At 45.5% G+C, this 23495-nt stretch carries 19 protein-coding genes and 2 pseudogenes; 3 read left to right on the top strand and 18 right to left on the bottom strand.

Translation table 11 applies throughout. The features are described 5' to 3' along the window. The 8 genes and pseudogenes from ACTQ3A_RS12840 to ACTQ3A_RS12875 all read right to left on the bottom strand — a co-directional run. Window positions 1–3925: pseudogene (locus ACTQ3A_RS12840) on the bottom strand (accessory Sec-dependent LPXTG-anchored adhesin); the annotation flags it as partial. A gap of 376 nt (window positions 3926–4301) precedes the next feature. Next, window positions 4302–5939: an accessory Sec system glycosylation chaperone GtfB gene (gene gtfB / locus ACTQ3A_RS12845; protein WP_441494600.1), complete on the bottom strand. Its 1638-nt coding sequence runs from the start codon at window positions 5937–5939 to the stop codon at window positions 4302–4304. Beyond that, a complete protein-coding gene (gene gtfA / locus ACTQ3A_RS12850; protein ID WP_441494599.1) occupies window positions 5912–7405 on the bottom strand; it encodes an accessory Sec system glycosyltransferase GtfA in 1494 nt (497 codons plus the stop codon). The genes gtfB and gtfA overlap by 28 nt, the downstream gene beginning before the upstream one ends. A gap of 21 nt (window positions 7406–7426) precedes the next feature. After that, the gene (locus tag ACTQ3A_RS12855; RefSeq protein WP_441494598.1) at window positions 7427–8563 is read right to left on the bottom strand and encodes an acyltransferase family protein; all 1137 of its coding nucleotides are present in this window, start codon (window positions 8561–8563) and stop codon (window positions 7427–7429) included. Between the two features lie 136 nt (window positions 8564–8699). Next, complete coding sequence (locus ACTQ3A_RS12860) at window positions 8700–10094, bottom strand: APC family permease (RefSeq protein ID WP_441495338.1); 1395 nt, start codon at window positions 10092–10094, stop codon at window positions 8700–8702. Window positions 10095–10128: 34 nt separating this feature from the next. Continuing rightward, entirely contained in the window at window positions 10129–10725 is a 597-nt protein-coding gene (locus ACTQ3A_RS12865) for a VanZ family protein (RefSeq protein WP_441494597.1), read from the bottom strand. Between the two features lie 107 nt (window positions 10726–10832). After that, a complete protein-coding gene (locus ACTQ3A_RS12870) occupies window positions 10833–11159 on the bottom strand; it encodes a type II toxin-antitoxin system RelB/DinJ family antitoxin (protein ID WP_441494596.1) in 327 nt (108 codons plus the stop codon). Window positions 11160–11232: 73 nt separating this feature from the next. Next, window positions 11233–11433, bottom strand: a complete 201-nt coding sequence (locus tag ACTQ3A_RS12875; protein ID WP_441494595.1) for a hypothetical protein — start codon at window positions 11431–11433, stop codon at window positions 11233–11235. Between the two features lie 752 nt (window positions 11434–12185). On the opposite strand from ACTQ3A_RS12875, the gene ACTQ3A_RS12880 reads away from it, so the two are divergent. Beyond that, window positions 12186–12788, top strand: coding sequence for a hypothetical protein (locus tag ACTQ3A_RS12880; RefSeq protein WP_441494594.1), 603 nt, complete (start codon window positions 12186–12188; stop codon window positions 12786–12788). Window positions 12789–12832: 44 nt separating this feature from the next. Here ACTQ3A_RS12880 and ACTQ3A_RS12885 read toward each other — a convergent pair whose 3' ends face one another. Next, on the bottom strand, window positions 12833–14710 hold the full coding sequence (locus ACTQ3A_RS12885; protein WP_441100012.1) for a DNA/RNA helicase domain-containing protein: 1878 nt from the start codon (window positions 14708–14710) through the stop codon (window positions 12833–12835). Next, window positions 14707–15078, bottom strand: a complete 372-nt coding sequence (locus ACTQ3A_RS12890) for a nucleotide pyrophosphohydrolase (RefSeq protein WP_441100010.1) — start codon at window positions 15076–15078, stop codon at window positions 14707–14709. The genes ACTQ3A_RS12885 and ACTQ3A_RS12890 overlap by 4 nt, the downstream gene beginning before the upstream one ends. A 247-nt stretch (window positions 15079–15325) precedes the next feature. Between ACTQ3A_RS12890 and ACTQ3A_RS12895 the strand changes: the two genes are divergently transcribed. Further along, entirely contained in the window at window positions 15326–15631 is a 306-nt protein-coding gene (locus ACTQ3A_RS12895) for a type II toxin-antitoxin system RelE/ParE family toxin (protein WP_441100008.1), read from the top strand. 76 nt (window positions 15632–15707) lie between these two features. Here ACTQ3A_RS12895 and ACTQ3A_RS12900 read toward each other — a convergent pair whose 3' ends face one another. The 6 genes and pseudogenes from ACTQ3A_RS12900 to ACTQ3A_RS12925 all read right to left on the bottom strand — a co-directional run bounded on the left by ACTQ3A_RS12900 (window position 15708) and on the right by ACTQ3A_RS12925 (window position 22478). Next, the gene (locus ACTQ3A_RS12900; RefSeq protein ID WP_441100006.1) at window positions 15708–15947 is read right to left on the bottom strand and encodes a hypothetical protein; all 240 of its coding nucleotides are present in this window, start codon (window positions 15945–15947) and stop codon (window positions 15708–15710) included. A 334-nt stretch (window positions 15948–16281) separates the two neighbouring features. Then, on the bottom strand, window positions 16282–19725 hold the full coding sequence (locus ACTQ3A_RS12905; RefSeq protein ID WP_441494593.1) for an EAL domain-containing protein: 3444 nt from the start codon (window positions 19723–19725) through the stop codon (window positions 16282–16284). 142 nt (window positions 19726–19867) lie between these two features. After that, on the bottom strand, window positions 19868–21145 hold the full coding sequence (locus ACTQ3A_RS12910) for a GGDEF domain-containing protein (RefSeq protein ID WP_441495336.1): 1278 nt from the start codon (window positions 21143–21145) through the stop codon (window positions 19868–19870). A gap of 31 nt (window positions 21146–21176) precedes the next feature. Then, window positions 21177–21407: pseudogene (gene tnpA, locus ACTQ3A_RS12915) on the bottom strand (IS200/IS605 family transposase); the annotation flags it as partial. Next, window positions 21370–21528, bottom strand: a complete 159-nt coding sequence (locus ACTQ3A_RS12920) for a hypothetical protein (protein WP_441494603.1) — start codon at window positions 21526–21528, stop codon at window positions 21370–21372. The gene ACTQ3A_RS12920 and the pseudogene tnpA, both read right to left, overlap by 38 nt. A gap of 173 nt (window positions 21529–21701) precedes the next feature. Continuing rightward, on the bottom strand, window positions 21702–22478 hold the full coding sequence (locus ACTQ3A_RS12925; protein WP_441494592.1) for a type IV pilin protein: 777 nt from the start codon (window positions 22476–22478) through the stop codon (window positions 21702–21704). 15 nt (window positions 22479–22493) lie between these two features. Here ACTQ3A_RS12925 and ACTQ3A_RS12930 point away from each other — a divergent pair, with 15 nt between their 5' ends. After that, window positions 22494–22622, top strand: coding sequence for a hypothetical protein (locus tag ACTQ3A_RS12930; protein ID WP_441494591.1), 129 nt, complete (start codon window positions 22494–22496; stop codon window positions 22620–22622). On the opposite strand, the gene ACTQ3A_RS12935 is transcribed toward ACTQ3A_RS12930, so the two are convergent. Continuing rightward, complete coding sequence (locus ACTQ3A_RS12935; RefSeq protein WP_441494590.1) at window positions 22615–22926, bottom strand: hypothetical protein; 312 nt, start codon at window positions 22924–22926, stop codon at window positions 22615–22617. The two genes, ACTQ3A_RS12930 and ACTQ3A_RS12935, sit on opposite strands and share 8 nt — an antisense overlap. A 117-nt stretch (window positions 22927–23043) precedes the next feature. After that, window positions 23044–23495 (bottom strand): type IV pilin protein (locus tag ACTQ3A_RS12940; RefSeq protein ID WP_441495337.1); only part of this gene is annotated, 452 nt, incomplete at its 5' end.

Raw genomic sequence — 23495 nt, forward strand, 5'->3', positions numbered from 1 at the left:
TACTTGCACTGGTCAAAGCGCTCAAACTGTCTGACATACTCAGCGAGTTTGAAGTTCTCTGACTCTCACTGTTCGACAAAGAAGCAGACCGGCTGATGCTTTCAGATTGAGATACGGACGTGCTTTCCTTTGTCGAAGCACTTACACTACCGAAAGCACTTGCACTACCGGAAGCACTTGCACTATCGGAAGCACTTACACTGGTAGAAGCACTCAAACTGTCTGACATACTCAACGAGTTTGATATTCTCTGACTCTCACTGCTCGACAAAGAAGCAGACCGGCTGATGCTTTCAGATTGAGATGCGGACGTGCTTTCCCTTGTCGAAGCACTTACACTATCGGAAACACTTGCACTACCAGAAGCACTGACACTATCGGAAGCACTTGCACTGGTCAAAGCGCTCAAACTGTCTGACCTACTCAACGAATTTGATATTCTCTGACTCTCAATGTTCGACAATGAAGCAGACCGGCTGATGCTTTCAGATTGAGATGCGGACGTGCTTTCCTTTGTCGAAGCACTTGCACTATCGGCAACACTTGCACTACCAGAAGCACTTACACTACCGGAAGCACTTGCACTGGTCGAAGCACTCAAACTGTCTGACATACTCAGCGAGTTTGAAGTTCTCTGACTCTCACTGCTCGACAAAGAAGCAGATCGGCTGATGTTTTCAGATTGAGATGCGGACGTGCTTTCCCTTGTCGAAGCACTTACACTATCGGAAACACTTGCACTACCAGAGGCACTTACACTACCGGAAGCACTTACACTATCGGAAGCACTTACACTACCGGAAGCACTTGCACTGGTCAAAGCGCTCAAACTGTCTGACATACTCAGCGAGTTTGAAGTTCTCTGACTCTCACTGCTCGACAAAGAAGCAGACCGGCTGATGCTTTCAGATTGAGATGCGGACGTGCTTTCTCTTGTCGAAGCACTTGCACTATCGGAAGCACTTGCACTACCAGAAGCACTTACACTATCGGAAACACTTGCACTACCAGAAGCACTTGCACTGGTCGAAGCACTCAAACTGTCTGACATACTCAACGAGTTTGATATTCTCTGACTCTCACTGCTCGACAAAGAAGCAGACCGGCTGATGCTTTCAGATTGAGATGCGGACGTGCTTTCCCTTGTCGAAGCACTTGCACTATCGGAAGCACTTGCACTACCAGAAGCACTTACACTACCAGAAGCACTTACACTACCGGAAGTACTTGCACTATCGGAAGCACTTGCACTGGTCGAAGCACTCAAACTGTCTGACATACTCAACGAGTTTGATATTCTCTGACTCTCACTGCTCGACAAAGAAGCAGATCGGCTGATGCTTTCAGATTGAGATACGGACGTGCTTTCCTTTGTCGAAGCACTTGCACTATCGGAAGCACTTGCACTACCAGAAGCACTTACACTACCGGAAGCACTTGCACTGGTCAAAGCACTCAAACTGTCTGACATACTCAGCGAGTTTGATATTCTCTGACTCTCACTGTTCGACAAAGAAGCAGACCGGCTGATGCTTTCAGATTGAGATGCGGACGTGCTTTCCCTTGTCGAAGCACTTACACTACCGGAAGCACTTGCACTACCAGAAGCACTTACACTATTGGAAGTACTTGCACTGGTCAAAGCACTCAAACTGTCTGACATACTCAGCGAGTTTGATATTATCTGACTTTCACTGTTCGACAATGAAGCGGACCGGCTGATACTTTCAGATTTTCTTTCGGAATCCCGTTCGGACGCACTTGCGCTTATACTGTTTGCTGCGTTGGAGTTTGAAATACTTTCTGAACCAATACTGTTGCTCACGCTTTGTGAACTCGATAAACTTGTCGATTTGCTTGTACTTGCGCTCGTCGATTCACTCTCTAAACTGCTGCTCTGCGATGCAGATTCCGATGCTGCGCCTGCAGACTGAGAACTTACCGATGACAGGCTTACGGATGCAGAACCGCTGGCACTATCTGACTGCGATTTTTCCTCAGACATGCTTGCGGATGCATTCTCGTTGCTGGCTATACTATGGGACTCACTTACACTTGCAGATACAGAAGCGCTTTCCTGCTCCGATTGCTTCATCGACTGCGATTCATGGATTGAAGCAGACCTGGAGAACTGATTGGAAATGCTTTGAGATAATGACTGGCTCGTACTCTCCGAACTACGTTTGATACTCTGACTTTGCGAAGCGGATGTACTCGTACTGTGACTTGCAGATTCGCTATCCTTCTGCGAAAGTAACTCGCTCGAACGTGATGACGCCGATTCACTTTGTCTGCTTGAAACAGACTCTGATGTCGACTGGGACATAGATGCCAGTTCACTGACACTCCTCGCATCATTTGTGTAGTCCTTTTCCGGTGTGATAGTAACCACGCCTCTATTAGTTGTTTCCGCTCCCTTATCGCTCTCCTTTACTGTGGGATGAATCGTAAATCCACGTGCCGTATCACTCCGGTAATATGCACTGCTACTTGAGGTTGCCTGTACGCTGACCACAACATTTGCAATGGCCTTTCCCCATTCTTCATAGTCACCAAGGGACGTATCAAAGGAGACAGTAACAGTGCCATTTACATTGATCTTTTCTGTTGTGGAATAGCTGTCGCCCCAGTATCTACCCTTATAATCAATGGTTGTAATATTAGAACCGAGTGCCTCTTTTTTATATCTATTTGGTTTATCAGCTCGACTATATGAATCATTATTGTTGTAAAAACCATTTTCTAATGTATAGGTGTTTCCACCCGCATCTTTCACTGAGATGTTTTGAGGTGCCCGGGCGCCGCCGACAACATTTAAATAAAATCCAAAATACTGCCGAGAATTATTTACGGCATTCTTTGCCTGATATTCAAACTCCCAATGAATGTTGCCAGTATCAAGATTCAGCGTTCCCGTTACATTCTTGATAGTATTAGCCAACGGCTGGATATATCTTGTGCCGTTATACTCAAAGACCTTGACTTCTGTTACTTTCTGGATACCGGCTATTTCACTCGCAGACGCGGAGGTGCTGGTACTGAGAGATGCCGATTCAGAAGAGGATGCAGATACAATCTGACTTTCAGAACCCGAAGTACTGTTCGAGAGACTCTGACTGTCTGATAATGATACAGAAGTCTCGACGGAAATGCTTCCACTCTGGCTGTTCGCAGCAGAATCAGAAACGCTTTCCGAAACCAGCTGACTCTGCTGTTCGGAACCTGCTGCAGATTCCGACACAAAAGCACTTGTCTGTGCAGATGCCACCTGTGAAATTGACGTTGACTGACTTGCCGATTCTGACACAGCGCTGTTGAGCATACGTCTGCTTTCTGAGGCTGAAGCAGATTCACTTACACTCTCACTTGCTGAAGCAGATTGTGTTTGAGAAGCCATTGTGCTGCCGGAAACCGAATCCTGCAGACTATCACTTTCCCGGAGGCTTGCCGACGCAGAAAGTGAATCGCTGTCAGAGGCAGACTGACTCGATAGATCATTTGAGGCTCCTTCAGAAGCAAGTCTGCTGGCTGTTTCGGACAGACTTTCAGAATCCGCCTGATCCTGATTGCTGTTGACGGCAGACATCGACTGACTGGCTTTCTGAGATTGTGCGGCAGCCTCCCCGGCAGAAACCTTACTGTCTGCTGAACCTGTCAGTCCTTCATTGGATGTTTCCGATCCGGTATCAGATTCCGAGACGGATAATGCCTTTGATTCCGAAGCAGTTGCCTGTTCCAGTACACTTTCGCTCGCCCATCCGGATTCGGAAAGATTTTCAGCCTCAGCAGCATATACCTTATTCCCCTGGCCGAAAATCGCGGTTCCGCCCAGAAGAGCGCCTGTCGCTGCGACTCCTTTTAGAAGAGTATGTTTTCTCTTTCGATTAACAATCTTTGTTAAGCTTTTTTTCTTTCTCTTTTTCATCGTTGATACACCTGCCTAAAGTCATCTATCGCTGTCATGCCTGTTGAAGTTGTTGGACTTCTGCAATCGTATAACCAGAACGATATTAGATACTTTTAATTTTGTTTTTTGATTATAGCACCTCTCCTGTAAAAATGTGTGAAGAAACTGTATCCATCGTCCATACGATCCGGATCGCCGGAAATCCGGCATCGGGATACTGAGACCCCTTAATATTGAAATTTGGAAAAATGAACCTGGAATGACAGAATGCCGGAATCAGAGTCACAAAATTTTGAGACGCCGTGATCCACCTGTATCACTGCGACTAGACTGTTATCAATTGCGGCGTAAAACCCACAGGCTTGCCCGTGGGAGCAGTCAGAAGCTCAACGCCTTACGTGGAGGGCATCTGACGTTCGAACAATTCCCGGTACGTGTCTGTTCTCTCGCTCATGGCAGCCTGATGCTGCAGCGACAGTGCAGCGGGCAGACGATCCGGATCAGCGGCAAATGAGCAGAGATCCGCCGCGTCGTGGAAAATATGTTCCTTCGCGACATACCGGTGTTGATGAATGGTTGTCTCAAACCCCAGAATCAGCTGATTATTCAGAAAAGCACGCTTTACGCTGGAGAGGATTTCACCGCCATGATTGATGTCGAAATAATAATCACATCTGCGGAACAGTTCGTTCACTGTATTCTCCTTCACCACGGGATACAGCCTTACATTCGGATAGCGTCCGAATGCCAGAAGATGGGCCGACATTTCCGTGACCGCCGCAATGTGGAACACCATCTGCGGCAGACGCTTCACAATCGTCTCAAGCTCTTCGATCTGATCGGAATTGGTGCAGATCAAAATATCGGGGCGGCAATGATTTTCCCTTTCAAAGGGATAGACAAAGCCCAAAGGCCGTACCCATTCCTCCGGAGCACCAAGCTTGATCAGTTTCTGCCGGCTGGCCTGATTCTGTACATAGATCCTGCGGGTGTGTGAATGTCCGCTCAGGATCATCTGCATATTTCCGGGAATATCTTCGCGCGGACCCTCCTGCCAGAAGAGAAAACTGTCTGATGGAAAACGCTCGCTGACAAAGAGCGGCGTTGACAGTGAATTATAAAAGATGCGCTTCCCGTCCGCCTTTAACTCACGGAGCATTTCCATGACGAGCTCCGTCCGGTTTTTATAGATATACGTTTTTTGATTGCGCGTGACGATAATGTCGCCGGTCACATCGTTCTCTACCACGCATTCCTGGCCGTCATCATTAAACCACGAACGGCAGAACCGCTTCCCGCTTCGATTAAAGACCGTTCTCGCATACAGGAGTCCGTGACAATCGTAATGGTCGGTGCAGCGGACAATGCCCTGATCGTCCAGCCAGTCCACCTCACTGACCAGCCGGCGATGCGCCGGCTCCGCATAAAAAATACGGCCGCGGAGATGATGAAGATCATGGATCTCGCCGCCACTGCCTGTACCGCTGATTTCCCAGTAATCCGGCAGCTCGATCTGATTGAAATAACGCGGACTCCCTGCCTTCCAACCGGCATGTAAGATACGATATGCATTCACGGACTTTGTATTGCTACGATCTTTCGCACTGAATCCGTTCAAGCCGGCACCCTTCTCACCAGATTTCTTTTTTTCAGGATCGCTGCAGAACCACCGGAAGACGGACAGAACATCCGGCGGCAGAAAGCCCTTGTCCTCAATCACGACAACAGGTCCGGCAAAACCCGCACAGCGCAAAGACTGCTTCAGCATATCAGCCATCTCATCGTAACAATCAAGCAGCAGGATGCCGTCAGTCACTCTTACACCGACAGAGGCATTTCCATCGATCGGATCATTTGGTGACATACCGGTACAAGCATTTCTTTTTTCCAGATTAAATTTTTTTGTATCAGTTCCAGTATTATTTTTTACCGGAACGATTCTTTTCATATCGGTTCCGGTATTTCTTTCTACCAGATAATTTATTTCTACATCGGTATGAGCATTTATTTTAACCGGATCACTTTTTTCCATTTCCGCATCACCTTTTCTGTCAAATAAGATTGTGCAACCGCATACGAATGTTTATGAAAGGAGGCACGGTCGGCCATCTGAAAGTATTTCACCACAGCCGCAAAAAGGCCCTCCACATGCTCCGGTATGGACATATCCTCGTCCACGGGAATCAGATAGCCATTTCTGCCGTCGTCAATAAAAGTCGGGTTTCCATACGGAACATCAAAGCCGATAATGGGCAGACCGCTGCCGACGGCTTCCATCAGACTCAGGCCAAAGCCCTCACTGGTCGACCCGGACAGATAGAGTTCATAATTTCGATAGACATCGGTCATATCGTACTGCCCCATCAACCGGATATAGCCATCCGCCTGATTCTCCCGGATCAGCTGCAGGAGCCGCTGCTGTTCGCTGCCTTCACCGTAGATGTCCAACGTAAGCTCCGGGATCTCCCTCTTCGCCTTCACACAGGCCTCAATGACCCAGTCCACATGCTTCTCCGATGCCAGCCGGCTGGCAGTCACAATAGAAAAAGGCCTCCGTGCGGTATCCGGATAGCGGAGATGTTCCAGACTGCCCACCGGAATCGTGCGGATCTCAGGTACCTCTCCCGTGTACTTCTCAAACTGGGCGCGCATGAGATCCCGCTGTGCATTGGTAGAAGTGATAAAAAAAGAAATATGCCGCGACATATCAAAGGAATACTCATAATAATTGTTCCAGAGGATATTCCGGTCATCAGTACTTCCAACACTGTAATGATCCGCATGCACCACGATGCCGACACTGGCAGGCCCACAGTTCTGCAGAATTGCCTGCCCGATGCCGGTCGTCCGGTCAATGATGACGACATCCCTGTGGTTCAGATGCAGACACCGGACCAGATACCCGACCAGCTCCTCCTTGGAATATAAAATCTGATCGGGAAAACGATACATGACATCGCCGTCATCAGTGATTTCCTCATACGCGACAGAACCGTCCGTATTGAAAAAACGGCGCAGATACAGATGAGCCTTATTCTCGAGCGGAGCATAATATTCCGAATAGATCCGTCCGTAGGTAAAATAATCCTTGCGGATCAGACGGCCGCCGGACACATATTCCACACGATGCAGCAGGTTCTCCTGATCGTTGACAAAATAAAGCGTGCAGAAATCATGATCCGAAAAAAAGAGACGGCCGATTTTTCCAGACCGCTGCACACGGTAATCGACATCCGCGAGAGTTTCCTGAAAATCTTCCAGCGTATAAGTGACCGGCGCCGTATGAAAATCCGTAAAATAAGTATAGAGCCACAGGATTTCCTTATCCTTGAAGCCCATCTTCTTCGTATAATGTTCGATGTTCTCCCGCGGAAACATATCCGTGAAGATAAAACGGGCAGGCTCATCAATGGCGCGCAGCATGCGCGCCCGATACAGCTGGGCATACTCCACGCCACTGGAAGCCCTGCCGATGCCCAGGTTGAAATTGTAGATCATCGCTCTCCTCCTGCCTTACATTCATGTCTGATGTCTTCCACTTACTGCTGCTTTGATCCTCGCTGCCAGGCTGTGTATCCAGAGATAGATTCCTGTTCCGGCGGTGCTGAGCAGAATCCGCCAGATTGATATTACAAGATGCTCTGCTTCCGGGTTCTTCGGGAAGGCCAGAAAAGCGTCAAGATATGCCCTTGGGATGCAGTCAAGGGCATGAAAACAAAGAATCTGATTGCTGTATCTCCCATACCAGGAAAGAGTCCCCCGCAGAAATCGGGTATGAGCTCCTATCCACGCGCTGAAACGGAATACCACCATGCATCCGCAGATCGCTGTAATAAAAGAGAAAATGCCCATGGGATATAAACGGGAAGCAAGTTCAATCGGGCAGTAATAAATTCCCGATATCCATATGACTCCCTCTGCCAGCATCGCAATATGCCCGGATGTGCGAAGATTGGACAAGGAACCGCGTCGTTTTGATCCTGTCTGTCGCATTTTTATATCATCTGCCTGTCTCCGGTCTGTCACCGTAGTATCTGTCTGTCTCCTGTCTGTCCAAGGTTTTAAACGATCCGTCCATCCGCTTTGCTGCAGGAAAAAGCCAAAACAATAAAATCCGACAGACGCCATTGCAACATCGAGATTCAGCGGCAGCCAATGCCGTCCCTGCATTCCCCATGCGATTCCGACAAGGCACACAGCCAGAGACAAAACCGCGAGCCGGAACAGTCTGCCTCCGGATATGTGATATAACAAACGGAAAATCCATCTGGTCAGGAAAAATGCCGGAAAAAACCACAAGGCCCAGACCATTCCAAGATCCGCAGGATACATATTCAGATTCTGCCAGGAAGCTGCCCAGAACATCTGACGCAGATAATATACAAGATTCAGGCTCCCGGACCACAAATCCAACACAAAAAGAACTAGCGCATATGGGAGAATTATTTTTCTTAAATCCGTGAGCAGCGCTGATTTCACAGACTTCTGCCGGAAACACATACCCCCGGTTATGAAAAACAGCGGCATGTGAAAGGAAAAAATAAAATCTCTCACATGTCCTCTGCTTACCACATGCCCTATGATCATCAACAAAATCGCAATTCCTCTCGCGACATCGATAAAAGGAATACGATTTCCTTTTCGTACTTTGTTCATCTTAAATGTATCGTGCAAAACGAATAACCCTGAAATACCTTTCTTTCATTATGATCTTTATAAAATAACCGTTATAATATGATCTTTATAAAATAACCGTTATAAACGGAAGGGATAAGCGGAAGAAGATTGAGCGCTAATTCTCCGGAGATTTACCAAATAACGCATTTTCTCTGATCCGGGTATTTTCCTTCACGTGTGGAAGACTCAATAAATAGAATAACATACCTGAGCCAACCCAGACTCCTACGATCACCCATTCTACACCGGACAGCGAACTGCTTCCGACCGGCAGGTATAAAGACACAAAGAACAGCGAGATCATGACAGCGATCATTCCTACGATCATTCCATGCTTTACCCTAAAGGGTCTGGGCAGGTCTTTACAGGTTCTTCTGAGAATCACAAAGGAAATGGCGACCATTAAATAGGCGATCACGGTACCGAATGCGCTTGCGTCAACAAACCATCCGAGTGAATTTTTTCCCAGAAGCGGTGTGAGGATCGTAATGATACCGATGAAGACAATCGCATTTCCCGGTGTATGATATTTCTTGTGAAGCTTCCCGAAGAAGTCCGGAAGCATCTTAGCCCGGCCCATGGAATAAAGTACTCTGGTTGCGCCGATAATAAAGCCATTCCAGCTGGACAGGATTCCCATAATCGCTGTAACAACAATCAGTTTACCTGCAATCGGATTATTCGCCGCATAATTCACAGCGTTTACCACAGACAATCCCTCTCTGCCAAGGATCTCATTCGGTGCCGCAAAGGAACTGGCAAGAATAATCATGATATACCATCCTGCAGCTAAAAGGATCGATGCCACAATGGCAGCAGGTATCTTTTTTAGCGGAAGATTCATTTCCTCCGCCACCTGTGGAATAACATCAAAGCCGACAAACATAGCCGGAACAGCCAGAACCACAGAAAACATCCCGTTCGTTGACGTAAACAGCGGTTTCATATTCTCCATCGAACCATTCATACCGCTGATAATCGCGAAGCCAATGCCGCCGACAGCCAGTATTGTTGTGACCACCGCCTGAAAAATTGTGGAGATCTTAATCCCCTTTGTATTGATCACGCACAATAATGCTCCGACGCATACAGGGATTACCAGCCAGGTCGCATATACATCAAATCCGGCGATGGTCCAAAGATAACCATATCTCGGGATCGTAATCAGGTAGTCAATCGCTGTAACCAGCGCCGGTCCCTCCCATGCAGCGACACCGATATATGCAAAAGCGATCATCCACCCGGAGAACCATGCCCCGTGGTAGCCCAATGCCTTATACGTAAAAACGAGTTCCCCTCCGGAATATGGCAATGCGGGAGTAAGCTCACAATAGGTCAGGCCGACAAAAATACAGAGAACGGCACCAATGACAAACGCAAGCACCGCACCAATCGTCCCGCCCCGGTCAACCCAATTTCCGGTAAGCGCTACCCATCCCCAACCAATCATCGTGCTGAAGGCGAGGACAAGAACATCCTTAAATTTTAAATTCCTGTTCAGGGTTTCTATGAATCTGTCCTCCTAATAAACTCCTACCCAACTCCTACTCAACCATCGGATTGACTGACTTACAAACTGACAACAGGGAAATTATCACTGTTCCGCAGAATGCTCCGGACACATCCAGCCAGACATCTGCGATCTGTGGACCTCTCCCACTGAAAATCTGGATGGTCTCATCGATGAACGCAATGTAAAAAGCATATCTTACAGAAGTCAGCGTCCTGCCGTGCAGCAGCCGAGAAAACCTCTTCATGAGACTTTCACTTTTTGGGGAAGCCGTTCCGCAAGCTGCCCCGGCATCAGAAGCTGCCGTACATGCTGCCGCAGTGTCAGAAGTTGTCGCACACGCTGCCGCAGTGTCAGAAATTGTCGTACATGCTGCCGCAGTGTCAGAGAATCGGACATTCTGATACAGCCTGAGTTCTGTTCCAAGTATGAAATACTCGGTAAAGTGGGCCATTTTTCTGATCAGGTGGTTTGTCACCCGGTCCCTGCCTACGATAACCGATAAAACCGGATACAAAATCTTCAGAAAAAAACCACTCTCATCGGCCGAGGCTGGCCTTGGCACCATAGAATGGCCCCAGATAAATGCAAGGGTAAGGAATATAATAATCGTGATGACTTTTCGTTTCATAATGTGTGATTTATGTACTACTTAACAGACTTAGCAAAGGTTATCCTTTAAACTGCTAGTTCATATTTCTCTTTTAAATCATTTAATATGTAATGATGACTCTGTATTCATTCATTGACAGTCTCTTTCTCTTTATGCCCTTCGAGCAACTGATCAAATGCTTCGTCCACAGAGACTCCTCTTCCAGCTTTTACATCCGCAAGCCCCGCCGCCATTCGAGAATCAAATTCTTCTTTGGCCATCTTGCTTAATGCCCGAGGGCCGTTCTCAGGGACATACGGTCTGAACGGAAGTCCATGGCAATATATAATCTGCCTGTAGAACATATTTATTCCTACAGATGCAGGAATTCCCATAGCCGAAAGAATGTCTTCTGCTTTTGTCTTCACATTTTCTTCAACACGTGCATTAACGTTTGCTGTTTTATTCGCCATAAGTGCCACCACCTTTCTACTACGAATATAGCGCTTAATGATGCTTATAGCAAGCTAATGTGTTGCTTAACGCTTATTGTACTCCCTGAATCCGCAGTACCCATACGGTGAAAAAAGCGAGGATGATCATGTGCAGGTTGTAGGCAAGGTAATCGGTACCGTAAGCGCAGACGAGATTCCCGACGCAGAAGATTCCGCGATGCTGAAGGAACCGCTCTTTCGAAGCAGGAGCACCTGCTCCATTTTTTCTTCCGTTTGATCGTTTCTTCTTCATGGTTACTCTCCTTTCGCCCTAAGGTTGTAAGTACAAGAATTCCTTCCCTACGCACAGAAAAGATCTGTCCGTTCTGAGCAAAGGAAGCTGGGATATTCTTGCAGATATATGCGGACCATCCGGGCGTGATTTTGAACGGTCCGGGAACCTTCTCTCCTGCACAGATAAACGGAACTTTCGGAGAGAAATCGGAAATGAAAAATGCCACCCGCCGATAAAATGCGGATGGCTGTAAGAAATATGGATTGACAGCGCTTGAATAGGCTGGCAGTATGGGGTTAAAAGATAAACTTGCTCTTGCTTCCGCTATCCTGAAGGAACTGCTATCCGAAGAGCTGTATGTGTTCGAGAGGGCGGATGGTGTTCCGTTTTGACGATATTCTAGTGTGAAAATACCGATACGTCGGATTGCTGTCCTCTCTTCCGGTCTTCTTATCGTGGCACTTCTTACACCCTGCGTTCCGGTACTCCTCATTTCTCCCTTATAAGCATCATTTTCTGTTAAAAACGAGATGTTCGTCCCAGCAAAATCGAACGGTGCTGTTGGAGAATCGGAAATTACGTTGACACTCTCCGCCGCATTCATCAAATGATCTTCTTCCGGCGGTTCGAGATGATATCTCTTGCCATTCTCATCACGTATGAAAAAGCTCATGTTCTGTGTGCAAACTGCCTGCCGTATCAAAGCCAGCGTTGCGGATGACATGCTTTGAAAATCCATTTAATTTATCCTAACTCAAGGAGGAACCACTATGGCACCTTCCAATCTTGCTAATATTCAATATTCCGAAAAAATCATCAGTGAAATCGCAGGTGATGATCTGACTCCGATAGGATTCATGGGAAGTGACCTTCGCGACAATATAAAGTTCTTTATCAATGACAGACATCTGGATGTAAAAAAAGATATTCATCAGATCCAGGAAGCTCTCGGGAAGAATCTGATTATTCGTCAAAAAGCGGGAGGAGTCTGCATCCGAACATCGTTGACGCCATGCGCCAGGGATACGCAAACAAATGAATTTATGTGTGCAAATAGCCCCTGTCCAAATTTTTTTCAGTTCTACTACATGGCGGATTTATCCTATCTGGACTTTCAGACACTGCAGAAAACCTATGCGGAAAATCTTTCCAATGGACGTACAAGGGCTGCACAGAAGGCGCTTCAGAAAATCAAAGATCTTTTGCGTAGAAGGTTAACGCCAGAGTTGGATGAATTAGACCGGGAAATAGCGCGTATGGGCAAGGGACATGTAATTATACGCAATCCATCACTGAGTACAATTATTGATCATGAAACAGAAATCAGGGAGGAAATTGCTCTATGGATGGAGAAGCGGTCAGATCGTTTCTGATCGCTCCTATATCTTTTACAGTAAACCTCATACGATAAGTCGTGTCACAAACTGTATAAGTCCAGACGTTTTCTGATATATTCCCTCATTCCGGGATCGGTACAGTAAATATAGCATCCTTTCATTCCCCGGGTCATAAGCGTGCGATATGTATTTTTTATGATTTCATCTGCACGATCGACTGCATCTTCCGGATGTTCTTTGTAAAGCTTCTTTATCCCTCGCAAAGACTGATCCGTTTTTGCTCTTTTTTTAAAATCAGTAACTACATGACCATTTTCATATCGGATATCATCTCCCATAATGACACCAACATAATCAAACTCCAGACCCTGTGTGGTATGGATGCAGCCCGCCTCATTAACAGAGTATTCACCGATAGCGAATGCCTCTCCACCATCCAGATTCCAGCTAATTTCAAAATCTCCGATTTTAATGTCATGAAAATCAGTATCATTTCTTGTCTTCTTGGGCCAATCCCAGCAGTATCCAGCCAAGATTCTGGATCGATTATTCACCTTATTTTTCTCTAAAATGAGCTTTCTCATATCTTCCGGATTATCGAAAACCCTTACATCATAATTGAGTCCATATAGATTATAATTCGCAGTCTCACGGATCTCGAGAAGATCATCAACCCATGCAAGATATCCATTTGATCCATTACATCTGAACTGAGAAAGAAGCTCCAGTTCTGTTACCTCTGATCCCTCTTCTTTTGCCCATTTCAAGATTTCGTCTACCGAACCAATATCAGACATAGTGACTCGTTGACTTTCATCAATAAAAAATACAGAGCATGCAGCCGCATGGATGATTTCTTTGATCTGATTTTCTCCCTTATTATGAAACATTCCGGATTTTTCACTTAACCGGTGTGCCTCATCTACAAGCAGTGTATGAATCATATTATTGCCGACTTCTGTGTAAGTACCAGAGTTCTTAAACATATTATCAACGCTGCTCTTCTTGACTTTTCCTTTTAGCTTTGCAGCATAAACCTGTCTCGGAGCACTATTATGGGTAACATATTGAACAAATTGTCCTCTTTGGGTCAGTTCAGCCAATAACCTTACAGCAATTACACTCTTACCTGTTCCGGGACCACCTTTGCAGATAATGGTCCGTTTTGTATGATCTCGCTGGCACTTTGTTGATAGCTTTATGATTTCTTCATAAACAACACGCTGTTCATCGATCATGACAAATTCTTTATTGCCCTTAATCATAGAAGCAATAGAATCCTGAAGGCTTTTTGATGGTCTTATCGTTCCGCGATCAACAAGATAAAGAACTTTTTCTTTGTCTCCTGTTTTTACGCACTTTTTTATAAATGCTCTTAAATCAGGCACCTGTCCCTTTGTAAAAACCGGTGCTTCAGACGTATATGCAGCATACTGTCTATCATCGACGGGATCGTCATCCTTTCGGATATAATTATGAAGATAGGCACATGGTATAAGATGTACATTTTGATCCTGCACTGCAGAATTATAATCCGCTATTAATCGGGCATAGGACCAAGCCTGATACGAAGGATGAACCACCTTCCGTTCCGCATTTCCGGTATAAGTCTCAACAAGAGCATTACTATTGTGCACTTTATTCAGCTTGCTCCATTGTTTTAATTCGATTATGACCATTCCAGGCCTTTTATTGATATCATATCCGGAAATCATGAAGTCAACTCGCTTTGCTGTCTGCGGGATATTATACTCAATGGCAATTCCTGCATCAGATGGAATTTCAGGATCATTCATGACCTTATACATGTATTCCATCGAGTTAACCCATGACATCCTTTCATTGGCCACCGTATGTCTTCCCATCTTCTGTAAGATTAATTGTTCAATCTTGTCAGCGATGGTGTCATCCTCAACATTTTCCAGAAAGTCACTCTTTATGCCCTCGTAAACGATCATACTTTTCCCTTTCCAGACGATAAATATGCCGTATATTTATCCGATTTTCCATATGCTTTATCCACCGGATATTTTCTTTTGTTTGTATCAATCTTTTGTTCTACGATCTCAGATATATCAAATCCAAGATCATGCCCCATGAGCAGAGAATAAATCAGCACATCCGCAAGTTCTTCTTTAATCTTAGATACTTTATTCTCTGTATCAGCCTCAACATCTTCTCCAGACCATTGAAAGACCTCTAAAAGTTCTGCGGCTTCAAGAGATATTGAAATTGCCATATCTTTAGAATTGTGAAACTTTTTCCAGTCTCTGGCATCTCTGAATGCTACGATTTCATCTGTTAGTTCTTTTATCGAATCGTTCATTTCGCTTTACCCATTCTGTTATGATCATATCTGAAATTTTTACCTTACGAAGTTCTTTAATCATATTATAATACCAGTTTTAATCCTTCAACAGTTGATGAACCTTCTTTTACCGTCACCAGAGAGAATCCTAATACTGATACAATCGCAGCAATGAATGAGTATTATAAGATGAAGGCTCATCCTGAGAAATATAAAAAATACTCTTCGTTTCGCAGTGCAATGAACGATGTGCTGGAGGACAACGATGCTTGATGTTATTCTCTCCAACCGCTTCAAAAAAGACCTGAAAGTGATCTCTAAGCGAGGCTATGATCTTGATCTTTTAGACGATGTCGTAAACAAATTAGCCAGGATGGAACCGCTTCCGGCAAAGAATCTCGAGGTATCAAGGCCGGACATCTCCACCGCACCCATGAACCCAGCGGCCTGCTCGGCAGAAAACCCCATCGACTGGAACTGGATTCTTTTAATGCGATCTGCCATGTGTTCTCACCTCCTGAAAAACGGCATGAAAAAAGCACTGGCCATATTGGTCAGTGCTTGCAACTAAATGACTTTTTTCTTCTATTGCAAAACCATTTCTGGAATTCCCATTCGTATTGCATATCCCATTCGGGTATTCCTTCCTAGAAATCAGAGAGATCAATAGCAGCGGAAACCTTCCCTTTTTTAAAGTTTGCGATTGCCCTGTCCATGTCTCTCATGGTCTCTTGCGAAATACCTTCTGGAACAGTCAGTTCCCGCGGCTCCAAAATGATGCATCCATTCTGGTATTCCTTGACATTATAATATTGGTACTGTGCACCTCTAAGCGTAACTCTCTTCTTGCTATCGATATGCACCGTATAATCTTTGGTCGCCTCCATAGTATTCATCTCCAAGCAATATGTGGGATATCCCACCTATCTCTATACTACTCTCAGCAAACCATCTTGTCAACATGACCTCTTTATTATCTCTGTTTGATACTTACATCTGCTGGAAGATGAGCTAACAAACGTTCAATCCGCTTAAAACGAATCGAAATCCTGTTGTGTCGCCACCTGCCGGTATTCATCATCACAGAGGTCGTTTCCAGACTCGATTTAAATAATTTAGTCATCCATATATTCATTTAAGGCATCTGTATCAATTGCCTTTACTTCAAATGTTTTTCTTACGGATACACAGAAATTATATTCGATCATCAGCTTTGCTCTGTCAGAGTTCCTCCGTATCATCACTATTGAGAATGAGGCCGGACAAACCTCTCAGATAGGCATTTGGCTCACGGCTGGACGGATCCGTATAGGAAGCCCTGATGACAATACTGCAATTGCCGCTCCACTGACCTGCCTGCCGCAAAGACTCTATGGCTGTCCGGATCTTTCTGGCAATGTTTCTGACTTCTTCCTTGCTGGTAAATCTCATGATCAGGTAAAAATAACTTTCCTGGGTTCTGCCAATGACACAATTCCTGCCAGCGCAGTCTTTCAGAATACAGCCAACTTTCTGCAGAAGACGATCGCCAGAGCTGTCTCCATAAAGCTTTTTTACTTCCCGGTATTCCGGCACATACACCTCGATCATCGCAACATTCATGCCTGTCCGCCAGCGCTCAATGAGGAAGGAATAGACACCATCCGAAACACCACGGGCATTGGCAAGTCCGGTCACTGGATCAACAGATGAAAGCCTCCTGCTTTCTGCAATGGACTGCTGCTCTTCTGCAGCATCAATCACCGTTCCCAGAATTCCTATGATTCTGCCATCACGATAGACCGGAACCTTACTGACAACAATATGCTGATTAGAGCCATTGATAATACAGTCCCCATTGCGCAGATAAAACTTCCTGCCCTTCCTGAGAACTTCTTCCTCATCCCTTCTGAATGGCCCCGGATGAATATGCCATCCCATATCCTCATCGGTTTTGCCAATGATCTCTTTTTCAGACTGAATGCCAAAATATTGAAGAAAGCTCTTGCTTGCCCCAACGAACCTGCGCCTGTCATCCTTCCAGAAATACATGCGTTTTGCATTCATGATCAAATTCTTCCAGAGAATATCCCCGCTCATCTCCACATGCGTATGATCCTTGTATTCCTGGTGATACAAAGCCACAATCTCCTGAATATCTGCCTCTGGCAGGACGGCACTTACCGTCACGTGCAATACTTTATTAAAATCTGATCTCTGCACGGGAATCAGGATATGCAGAAACCATTGATATTCTCCCGATGCCGTCATACTCCGGAAAAAATCCATCAGTGCATGATTCCTGCTTTTCTCCAGACGTGCTTTCATAGTAGTGACATCCAGAAAATCTGCCAGCCGCTCCTGATCAGGCAGATAGCAGTAATTCATCCTCCAGGCATGAATCACCGCATCAATATGATGAAGCTCTGTGCCAACCCCCATCGGCTGATCCGACAGAGAAGACTTAATGCCCAGAACCGTATCATTTTCAAGGTCATAGATTGCAATATCATTGCACAAATAGTACAGATCGCTCATCGCGCCAAGCGATGCCTGCTGGAGATCCGCAACATTTACCTTCACATACTGTATATGAACGGTATACAGATAATGACTGCCCTGTCTGGCCACCACAGATGCTGTCAATTGCATATAGTGATCACCGGAAGGATAGGCTGCTGTCTGCGGTCCTTCTTTCCTTCTGAGCTGCTGATCCACAAACTGCCGATGAAAGATGTGGATCGGATCACCGGGCATATTGATCCTGTGCTCCCATTCAGTCAGATTATGCACATTATCCCTTGCCAGGATCTCTTTGTAAGCCTTATTCGCAAAGAGAATCTTCAGTGTTTCACCATCATCATCCACAACACACAAAGACTCATCCGTCAGATAGTCAATGCGGCTCAGTCTGGTCAGATAAGATCTCCAGATCGCCTTTTCAGGCTCCAGACCGCGCTGCTGAAAATACGATTTCAGTTTCTCTTCCGGCATCGGAGGCGCAAAGAAATACCCCTGTATGTTTTCACATCCGATTTCCCGCAAAAAGAGAAACTGTTCTTCTGTTTCAACTCCTTCGGCCAGAGTAGAAATATCCAGCTTCTTTGCCATGCGCACAATAGCCGTAATAATCTGCCGGGACTTCTCATCAAAATCCCTCAGGAAAGACATATCAAGCTTCAGCTTGTCAAAAGAATAGTTTTTCAATACCCCCAGCGATGAGTATCCGGATCCAAAATCATCCATCCACACCTTGTAGCCCATCTGATGAAAGCGCTGAATGAACCGGTCCACTTTATCAACATTTTTGATAAAAAAGCTTTCTGTAACTTCCAGATTGGTGAACTCTCTGGGCACCCCATACTTCTTTGAAATCCGGTCAATCGCATCCGGAAGGTCATCATGCAGAAAGTCATTTCTGGACAGATTCACAGATGCCGGAATCGGAATGATTCCTTCTTTCATAGCCTCTGCATAGTCTTTGCAAACCTGTTCAAACACATAAAGATCCAGCTGACAGATCTGACCGCTTTCCTCCAGAATCGGAATAAACTGAGCCGGAGAAATCATGCCATAAACAGGATCAATCCACCGTGTCAGTGCCTCACAATTGCACACTGTTCTGGTCATGGTGCGAATGATCGGCTGATAATAGATATGAATCCAGCCATTTTCCAATGCCTTGTCAAAATTCCGCATAATATGGAATTTCATCGCATTGTTTTTCTGAATATCGGCATCAAACCATGCATATGCAGAGACCGTTGTCCGGGAAAGGGATTCACAGGCCAGTCTGGCTTTGTCACAGGCATCTGTCAGTCTGGTATCAGGATTATCATACTTAAAGATGCCGGTCTTCACCGTCAGATTATTGCCATCACCAAGCTCATTCATCCTGGCAAACAAGTCATGCAGCTTTTCTTCAATCCGGTCATTTTCTGCATAGACGGCAAAGTGGTCACTTTCAAACCGAGAAGCCCTCTCCCTGCCAAAATACGTTTTGATCAGTTCACCAAGAGCCCTGATCTGCCGGTCCCCAACCTCAAGGCCATACCTGCTGTTATATTCCTTCAATCCACTCAGATCAAAATACATGATGACAGGTACCTGATTCTTTGCCCGGATCTTCGCAATGCCGGATACGGCATCATCGAAAAAATGCGTCATATTCTGCAGTCCGGTCAGACTGTCATAATGCTTTGCAAATTCTGTACTTTCAGAAGGCGTATACTTGTCAGACAGAGATGTCAGCACTGCCGTAAGCAACTGATCACTGCCCGTATCTGCCGTCTCATCTGCATACGTGATAAAAGCAATATCAGCACCATCTACCGTAATATGTCTGCCTGTCGCATGAATCAGATGATAGTCCTCCTGATCCTGGCGGCGGTTTCTGAACACAACATCATAGTCATGCTTATGCATGGCAAAGTCGTAAGCACACTTCTCCATCCGTGCAATATCATCCGGATGCACATCCCGGTAGAGATCTCTGCCAAGACCATACACCGCTTCCTCACTGCTGCTGTATCCAAAAAGATCTAGATATGCCCTGGAAACAAGAAGAGGCCTGATCTGTTCATCAATGTACTGATACACCGCAATCGGAATCGGTACATTCTCAATAAATGCACGTGTATCATCAGAAAACGCATAGGCTTTCATAACCTCTTCCTCCCTTCTCATTTCCTGCTTTCCGGCAGACTGATAACTGACACACTTCTTTTTCAGAATACAACATCATAAGGAATACAGGGACTCTACCCCCCCCCCCGCAAATTTTCAACACCGTACCAGTCACTGTAAAACACCTCCTTGCGCACATCATTTACACCCTTGTCTGATCCTTTTCATCACAATGTTCTTCCGCACTCTGACTGATCTGGCCATCCACGGCAAAGATCTGATTTCTTCCGTTTTTCTTTGCCGCATACAACGCATCATCCGCACATTTATAGATTGCCCCCGCGCTCTCGCTTTCCCTGATCTGCACACATCCAATCGAACAGGTAATCCCGCTGCCGTCAGGAAGCCTGACCGTACGAATCGCTTCGGCGGCAAGCCTCACTCTCGCCATCGGATCACGGCCTGAAAGAAGAATGGCAAACTCATCGCCGCCAATCCGTCCTGTCGCAACCTTAGCTTTATCAAAACCATTATTTGTCAATTTATAATCGCACTCATAGGAAGCACCGGGATTATCAATAAATGCCTGTTTTCCTGCCGGGAATAAATCATTGACAACATCCGTGCACGATTCCGGAGCACTCTGCAGCAAAGACCACAGCATATTTGTAGCAACCGCACGAATACAATAATCGCCAACCTGATGCCCGAACCGGTCATTGATCTCCTTGAAGTGATCAATGTCGATCACCGCAAAGACATACTCCGCATCAGGCATGCCGGAAAGAATCCGATCCGCTTCGGCAAAGAAATACTGATGATTTAGCAGACCGGTCAGGCTGTCAATATTTGCCATGAAGTGATAGTGATTACTGATGAGATAGTGATGAATCCTCTCCCTGTGAAAGAAATAGGCAATAAAACCGCAAACCAGGAAGAAGGAAAAGGCATTGAGCACATCCCCGGAAGCAATGGCAGGAGCCTTGACAAGATAAGAGCTGATATCAAAAATCAGCATGCAGCCAAGCTCAAAGAGCATCAGATAACCAAGTGAATAATTCAGAAACAGAGCTACCAGGGTCTGCATTACCAGGAAGGATGTTGCTACCTGATGAGGATCCACAATGGACGCAACAATCCCGAAAAACATCAGGCCGGCACAGGCAGAACCAATATCGATACGCGCTGCCCGGACATTGCCAGCCTTCCTGTGATGCGGCATCGCGAACTGTACCTCCACAAGGATTGTATAGACCAGGCAGAGCTCATAGCAAGGCGCAAAAGAACGATTGATCACGCCAGACAAAGACAGAATGGCATAAACAAACATCATGACCATCAGAATATGATTAAGAATCCGCGCCGATTTCCAGTTCTCCGCCGCAATCTGTTCTTTGCAGGAGTCATACTGATCTGACTCAAATCCATAGCAATTGAATCGACGTATACACTTTCCAACCATAGGCCCCCCACTTCTCATATATCATGAGACTGCTTTTCCCTTTCAGTCATCCCATGAATTGAAAAACGCTTTATTTTGGTGGAATTTCTATCAACATATGCACATGGTCTGGACACACTTCGGCTTCCAATATATTCACTCCCTTCCACTTACATAGCTGCCTTATTATTGATCCAATTTCCACTCTCTTTTCCCCATAGAATATCTTTCTTCTATATTTCGGTGCGAAGACAACATGGTACTTACAATTCCATGTTGCCGCGGAGATTGATCCGACCATCCGTGATCTTCGTCTCCATAGTGATGTTGACGCCATTCATCCACCCGCTCCGGTTGATGGCAGGCGTGATGTAATTGAGCTTGATATCCTCCTCGGTCATCTGCTTTTTATCAAGAATCATAGCAGCAGTCCCCCGCGTGTAAAAAATGATTAGATAAAATCAGTATACCATGAATAGGCTGTACCGGACTCTGAAAAAATGAACAAGTGTAAACAAAATCCGATATGTAGAACCACAGAGAAGCAGAAAAGCGATGCAGGGAATGATCCCCGCACCGCCGTCTATTCTATTCCTTATTTCAACTTCCATGTTTTCCCACCATCCGGAGAAAAATAAACCGCATCAGGCATTACAAGTGTATAATTTTTTATATTGTTTTTTTCATCAAGATCAAAATAGGCAAATGCCTGAACATTAGGTGTATATTCATCCCATTTTTCGATCTTGTAAAATTTGCTGTCTTTAAACTTTTCTGCAACCGGATTCTTCTCAAACGCTTCCGCCGCTTCCTGAAATTTAGATCCTTTTCCGGCATAAAATGATCTTACATACACATCTGTCCCGTTAACCTTAACTGTCTTCGTAAAATATGCTGCATTTCCATAATCCACCAGACTACTTGCTGTAAACTTGCTACTGCTGTTTACCGCCTTAGTAATTTCTGTGAGTGTTGCCGTACCAGACCATATAAACTTAACACCATTTGCCGAATCATAGGAAACTCTGCACTGACCATCGGGCTGAGGTGTCCCGATCCAATGCGATGTATCAGTAGATGTGACTCCTGCAATGTTCACATTCGAGGTCTGCCAACCTGCCTGCTGCTGTTTCAGATCGACATCCAGATAATAAGTTCCATTTCGATAACTTACTGAATTCTGATCTTCCGTCTGTGCAGCAGCCATCACCTGCGCATATGCACTTCTCACGTTAGCAAGGTCCGTCGCCTCCCGCGATTTCTCCAGCTGCCTGCTAAAGATCGGGATGGATATCGCAACGAGCACAGCAATGATGGCAACAACGATCAAAAGTTCCGCTAGTGTGAAGCCTTTTTTGTTCTTTGTCCACATGAGATCACACCTCCTATGATTACTGAAAAGCCCGAAACAAGCGGGCTGGATTATCCGTTTATTCCGGGTCTCATCGATGTCATTGGTACAGGCAAAGTCTCTGCACCGCTCATTCAGTATCGTGATACGGCATCCATTATTTGATATTGTGCTTGTTCATCTTCTCTTTGAAGATATCCGTGATGATCGTTCTAAGCTCCTCACGCTCCTTTTCCGGCAGTTCTCCCGGGTTCTTTGCGACTGCATACAGCTCAGGATACTGATTGGCGATCCGCTCGATGGTTTTTGTCGTTGCGTGCTTTCTCACGAAGAAGGGGATCTTCTTGATCCACTCCTGTGGGACGAGAGCAAGGATCTTGTCAGCGGCTTCTTTATCACTGATCTCAGCGGTGGAAAGGCCGGTGTTGATTTGTTTCTGTTCTTTATCTGTAAAATCGTTGAGGTTCATAATCAAAACTCCATTTAATCAAATTGCCTGTTCTTGTTTCGGAATTTGCTCTGCTATCTTTCTGAGTATTCAACATAAACAGTACATCATTGTCAAATTTGCTACCGACACTCTATATTATTTTGACGGCGGTGGTGTAATTACTTGAACCTTCTCTAAAGTTCCATATGTCGTATACTGGAAAACAACATACGGACTTACTCCTGCTACTCCTGCGTCTGGTGTTAAGACTTCTGCAAAAGGAAGATTGTCCGCCAATCCTGAATAATTATTTCTCTTTTTGCTTTTTATTATAACATTCATAACACAGATCTGGAAAATGTTACCATTCTTGAAATTAACTGTCATAGAAGTTTTTCCATTTGAATCTTTAATAGGTGTGCTATGTACTCTATCATCCTGTCTGCCATCTGAAAATTCACATGTAAGATACTCGGTCTGGGCCTCGGCATATGCTGATCGAAGATTAGCTACGGTAACTGCATCCCTTGCCTTCTCCAGCTGCTTACTGAAGATCGGGATGGATATTGCAACGAGTACTCCAATTATAGCTACTACGATTAAAAGTT

The organism is Bilifractor sp. LCP21S3_F8, from assembly GCF_052117805.1.
GTDB lineage: Bacteria > Bacillota > Clostridia > Lachnospirales > Lachnospiraceae > Bilifractor.

Bases quoted from the DNA above. Each gene is read 5' to 3' on its own strand.
- ACTQ3A_RS12880 (WP_441494594.1), top strand. From the start codon at position 12,186: ATGGCACCTTCCAATCTTGCTAATATTCAATATTCCGAAAAAATCATC.
- ACTQ3A_RS12935 (WP_441494590.1), bottom strand. From the start codon at position 22,926: ATGAACCTCAACGATTTTACAGATAAAGAACAGAAACAAATCAACACC.
- gtfB (WP_441494600.1), bottom strand. From the start codon at position 5,939: ATGGAAAAAAGTGATCCGGTTAAAATAAATGCTCATACCGATGTAGAA.
- ACTQ3A_RS12925 (WP_441494592.1), bottom strand. From the start codon at position 22,478: ATGTGGACAAAGAACAAAAAAGGCTTCACACTAGCGGAACTTTTGATC.
- ACTQ3A_RS12910 (WP_441495336.1), bottom strand. From the start codon at position 21,145: ATGAGAAGTGGGGGGCCTATGGTTGGAAAGTGTATACGTCGATTCAAT.
- gtfA (WP_441494599.1), bottom strand. From the start codon at position 7,405: ATGATCTACAATTTCAACCTGGGCATCGGCAGGGCTTCCAGTGGCGTG.
- ACTQ3A_RS12865 (WP_441494597.1), bottom strand. From the start codon at position 10,725: ATGAAACGAAAAGTCATCACGATTATTATATTCCTTACCCTTGCATTT.
- ACTQ3A_RS12870 (WP_441494596.1), bottom strand. From the start codon at position 11,159: ATGGCGAATAAAACAGCAAACGTTAATGCACGTGTTGAAGAAAATGTG.
- ACTQ3A_RS12855 (WP_441494598.1), bottom strand. From the start codon at position 8,563: ATGAACAAAGTACGAAAAGGAAATCGTATTCCTTTTATCGATGTCGCG.
- ACTQ3A_RS12895 (WP_441100008.1), top strand. From the start codon at position 15,326: ATGCTTGATGTTATTCTCTCCAACCGCTTCAAAAAAGACCTGAAAGTG.
- ACTQ3A_RS12885 (WP_441100012.1), bottom strand. From the start codon at position 14,710: ATGATCGTTTACGAGGGCATAAAGAGTGACTTTCTGGAAAATGTTGAG.
- ACTQ3A_RS12930 (WP_441494591.1), top strand. From the start codon at position 22,494: ATGATTACTGAAAAGCCCGAAACAAGCGGGCTGGATTATCCGTTTATT.
- ACTQ3A_RS12875 (WP_441494595.1), bottom strand. From the start codon at position 11,433: ATGAAGAAGAAACGATCAAACGGAAGAAAAAATGGAGCAGGTGCTCCT.
- ACTQ3A_RS12890 (WP_441100010.1), bottom strand. From the start codon at position 15,078: ATGAACGATTCGATAAAAGAACTAACAGATGAAATCGTAGCATTCAGA.
- ACTQ3A_RS12905 (WP_441494593.1), bottom strand. From the start codon at position 19,725: ATGAGAAGGGAGGAAGAGGTTATGAAAGCCTATGCGTTTTCTGATGAT.
- ACTQ3A_RS12920 (WP_441494603.1), bottom strand. From the start codon at position 21,528: ATGATTCTTGATAAAAAGCAGATGACCGAGGAGGATATCAAGCTCAAT.
- ACTQ3A_RS12900 (WP_441100006.1), bottom strand. From the start codon at position 15,947: ATGGAGGCGACCAAAGATTATACGGTGCATATCGATAGCAAGAAGAGA.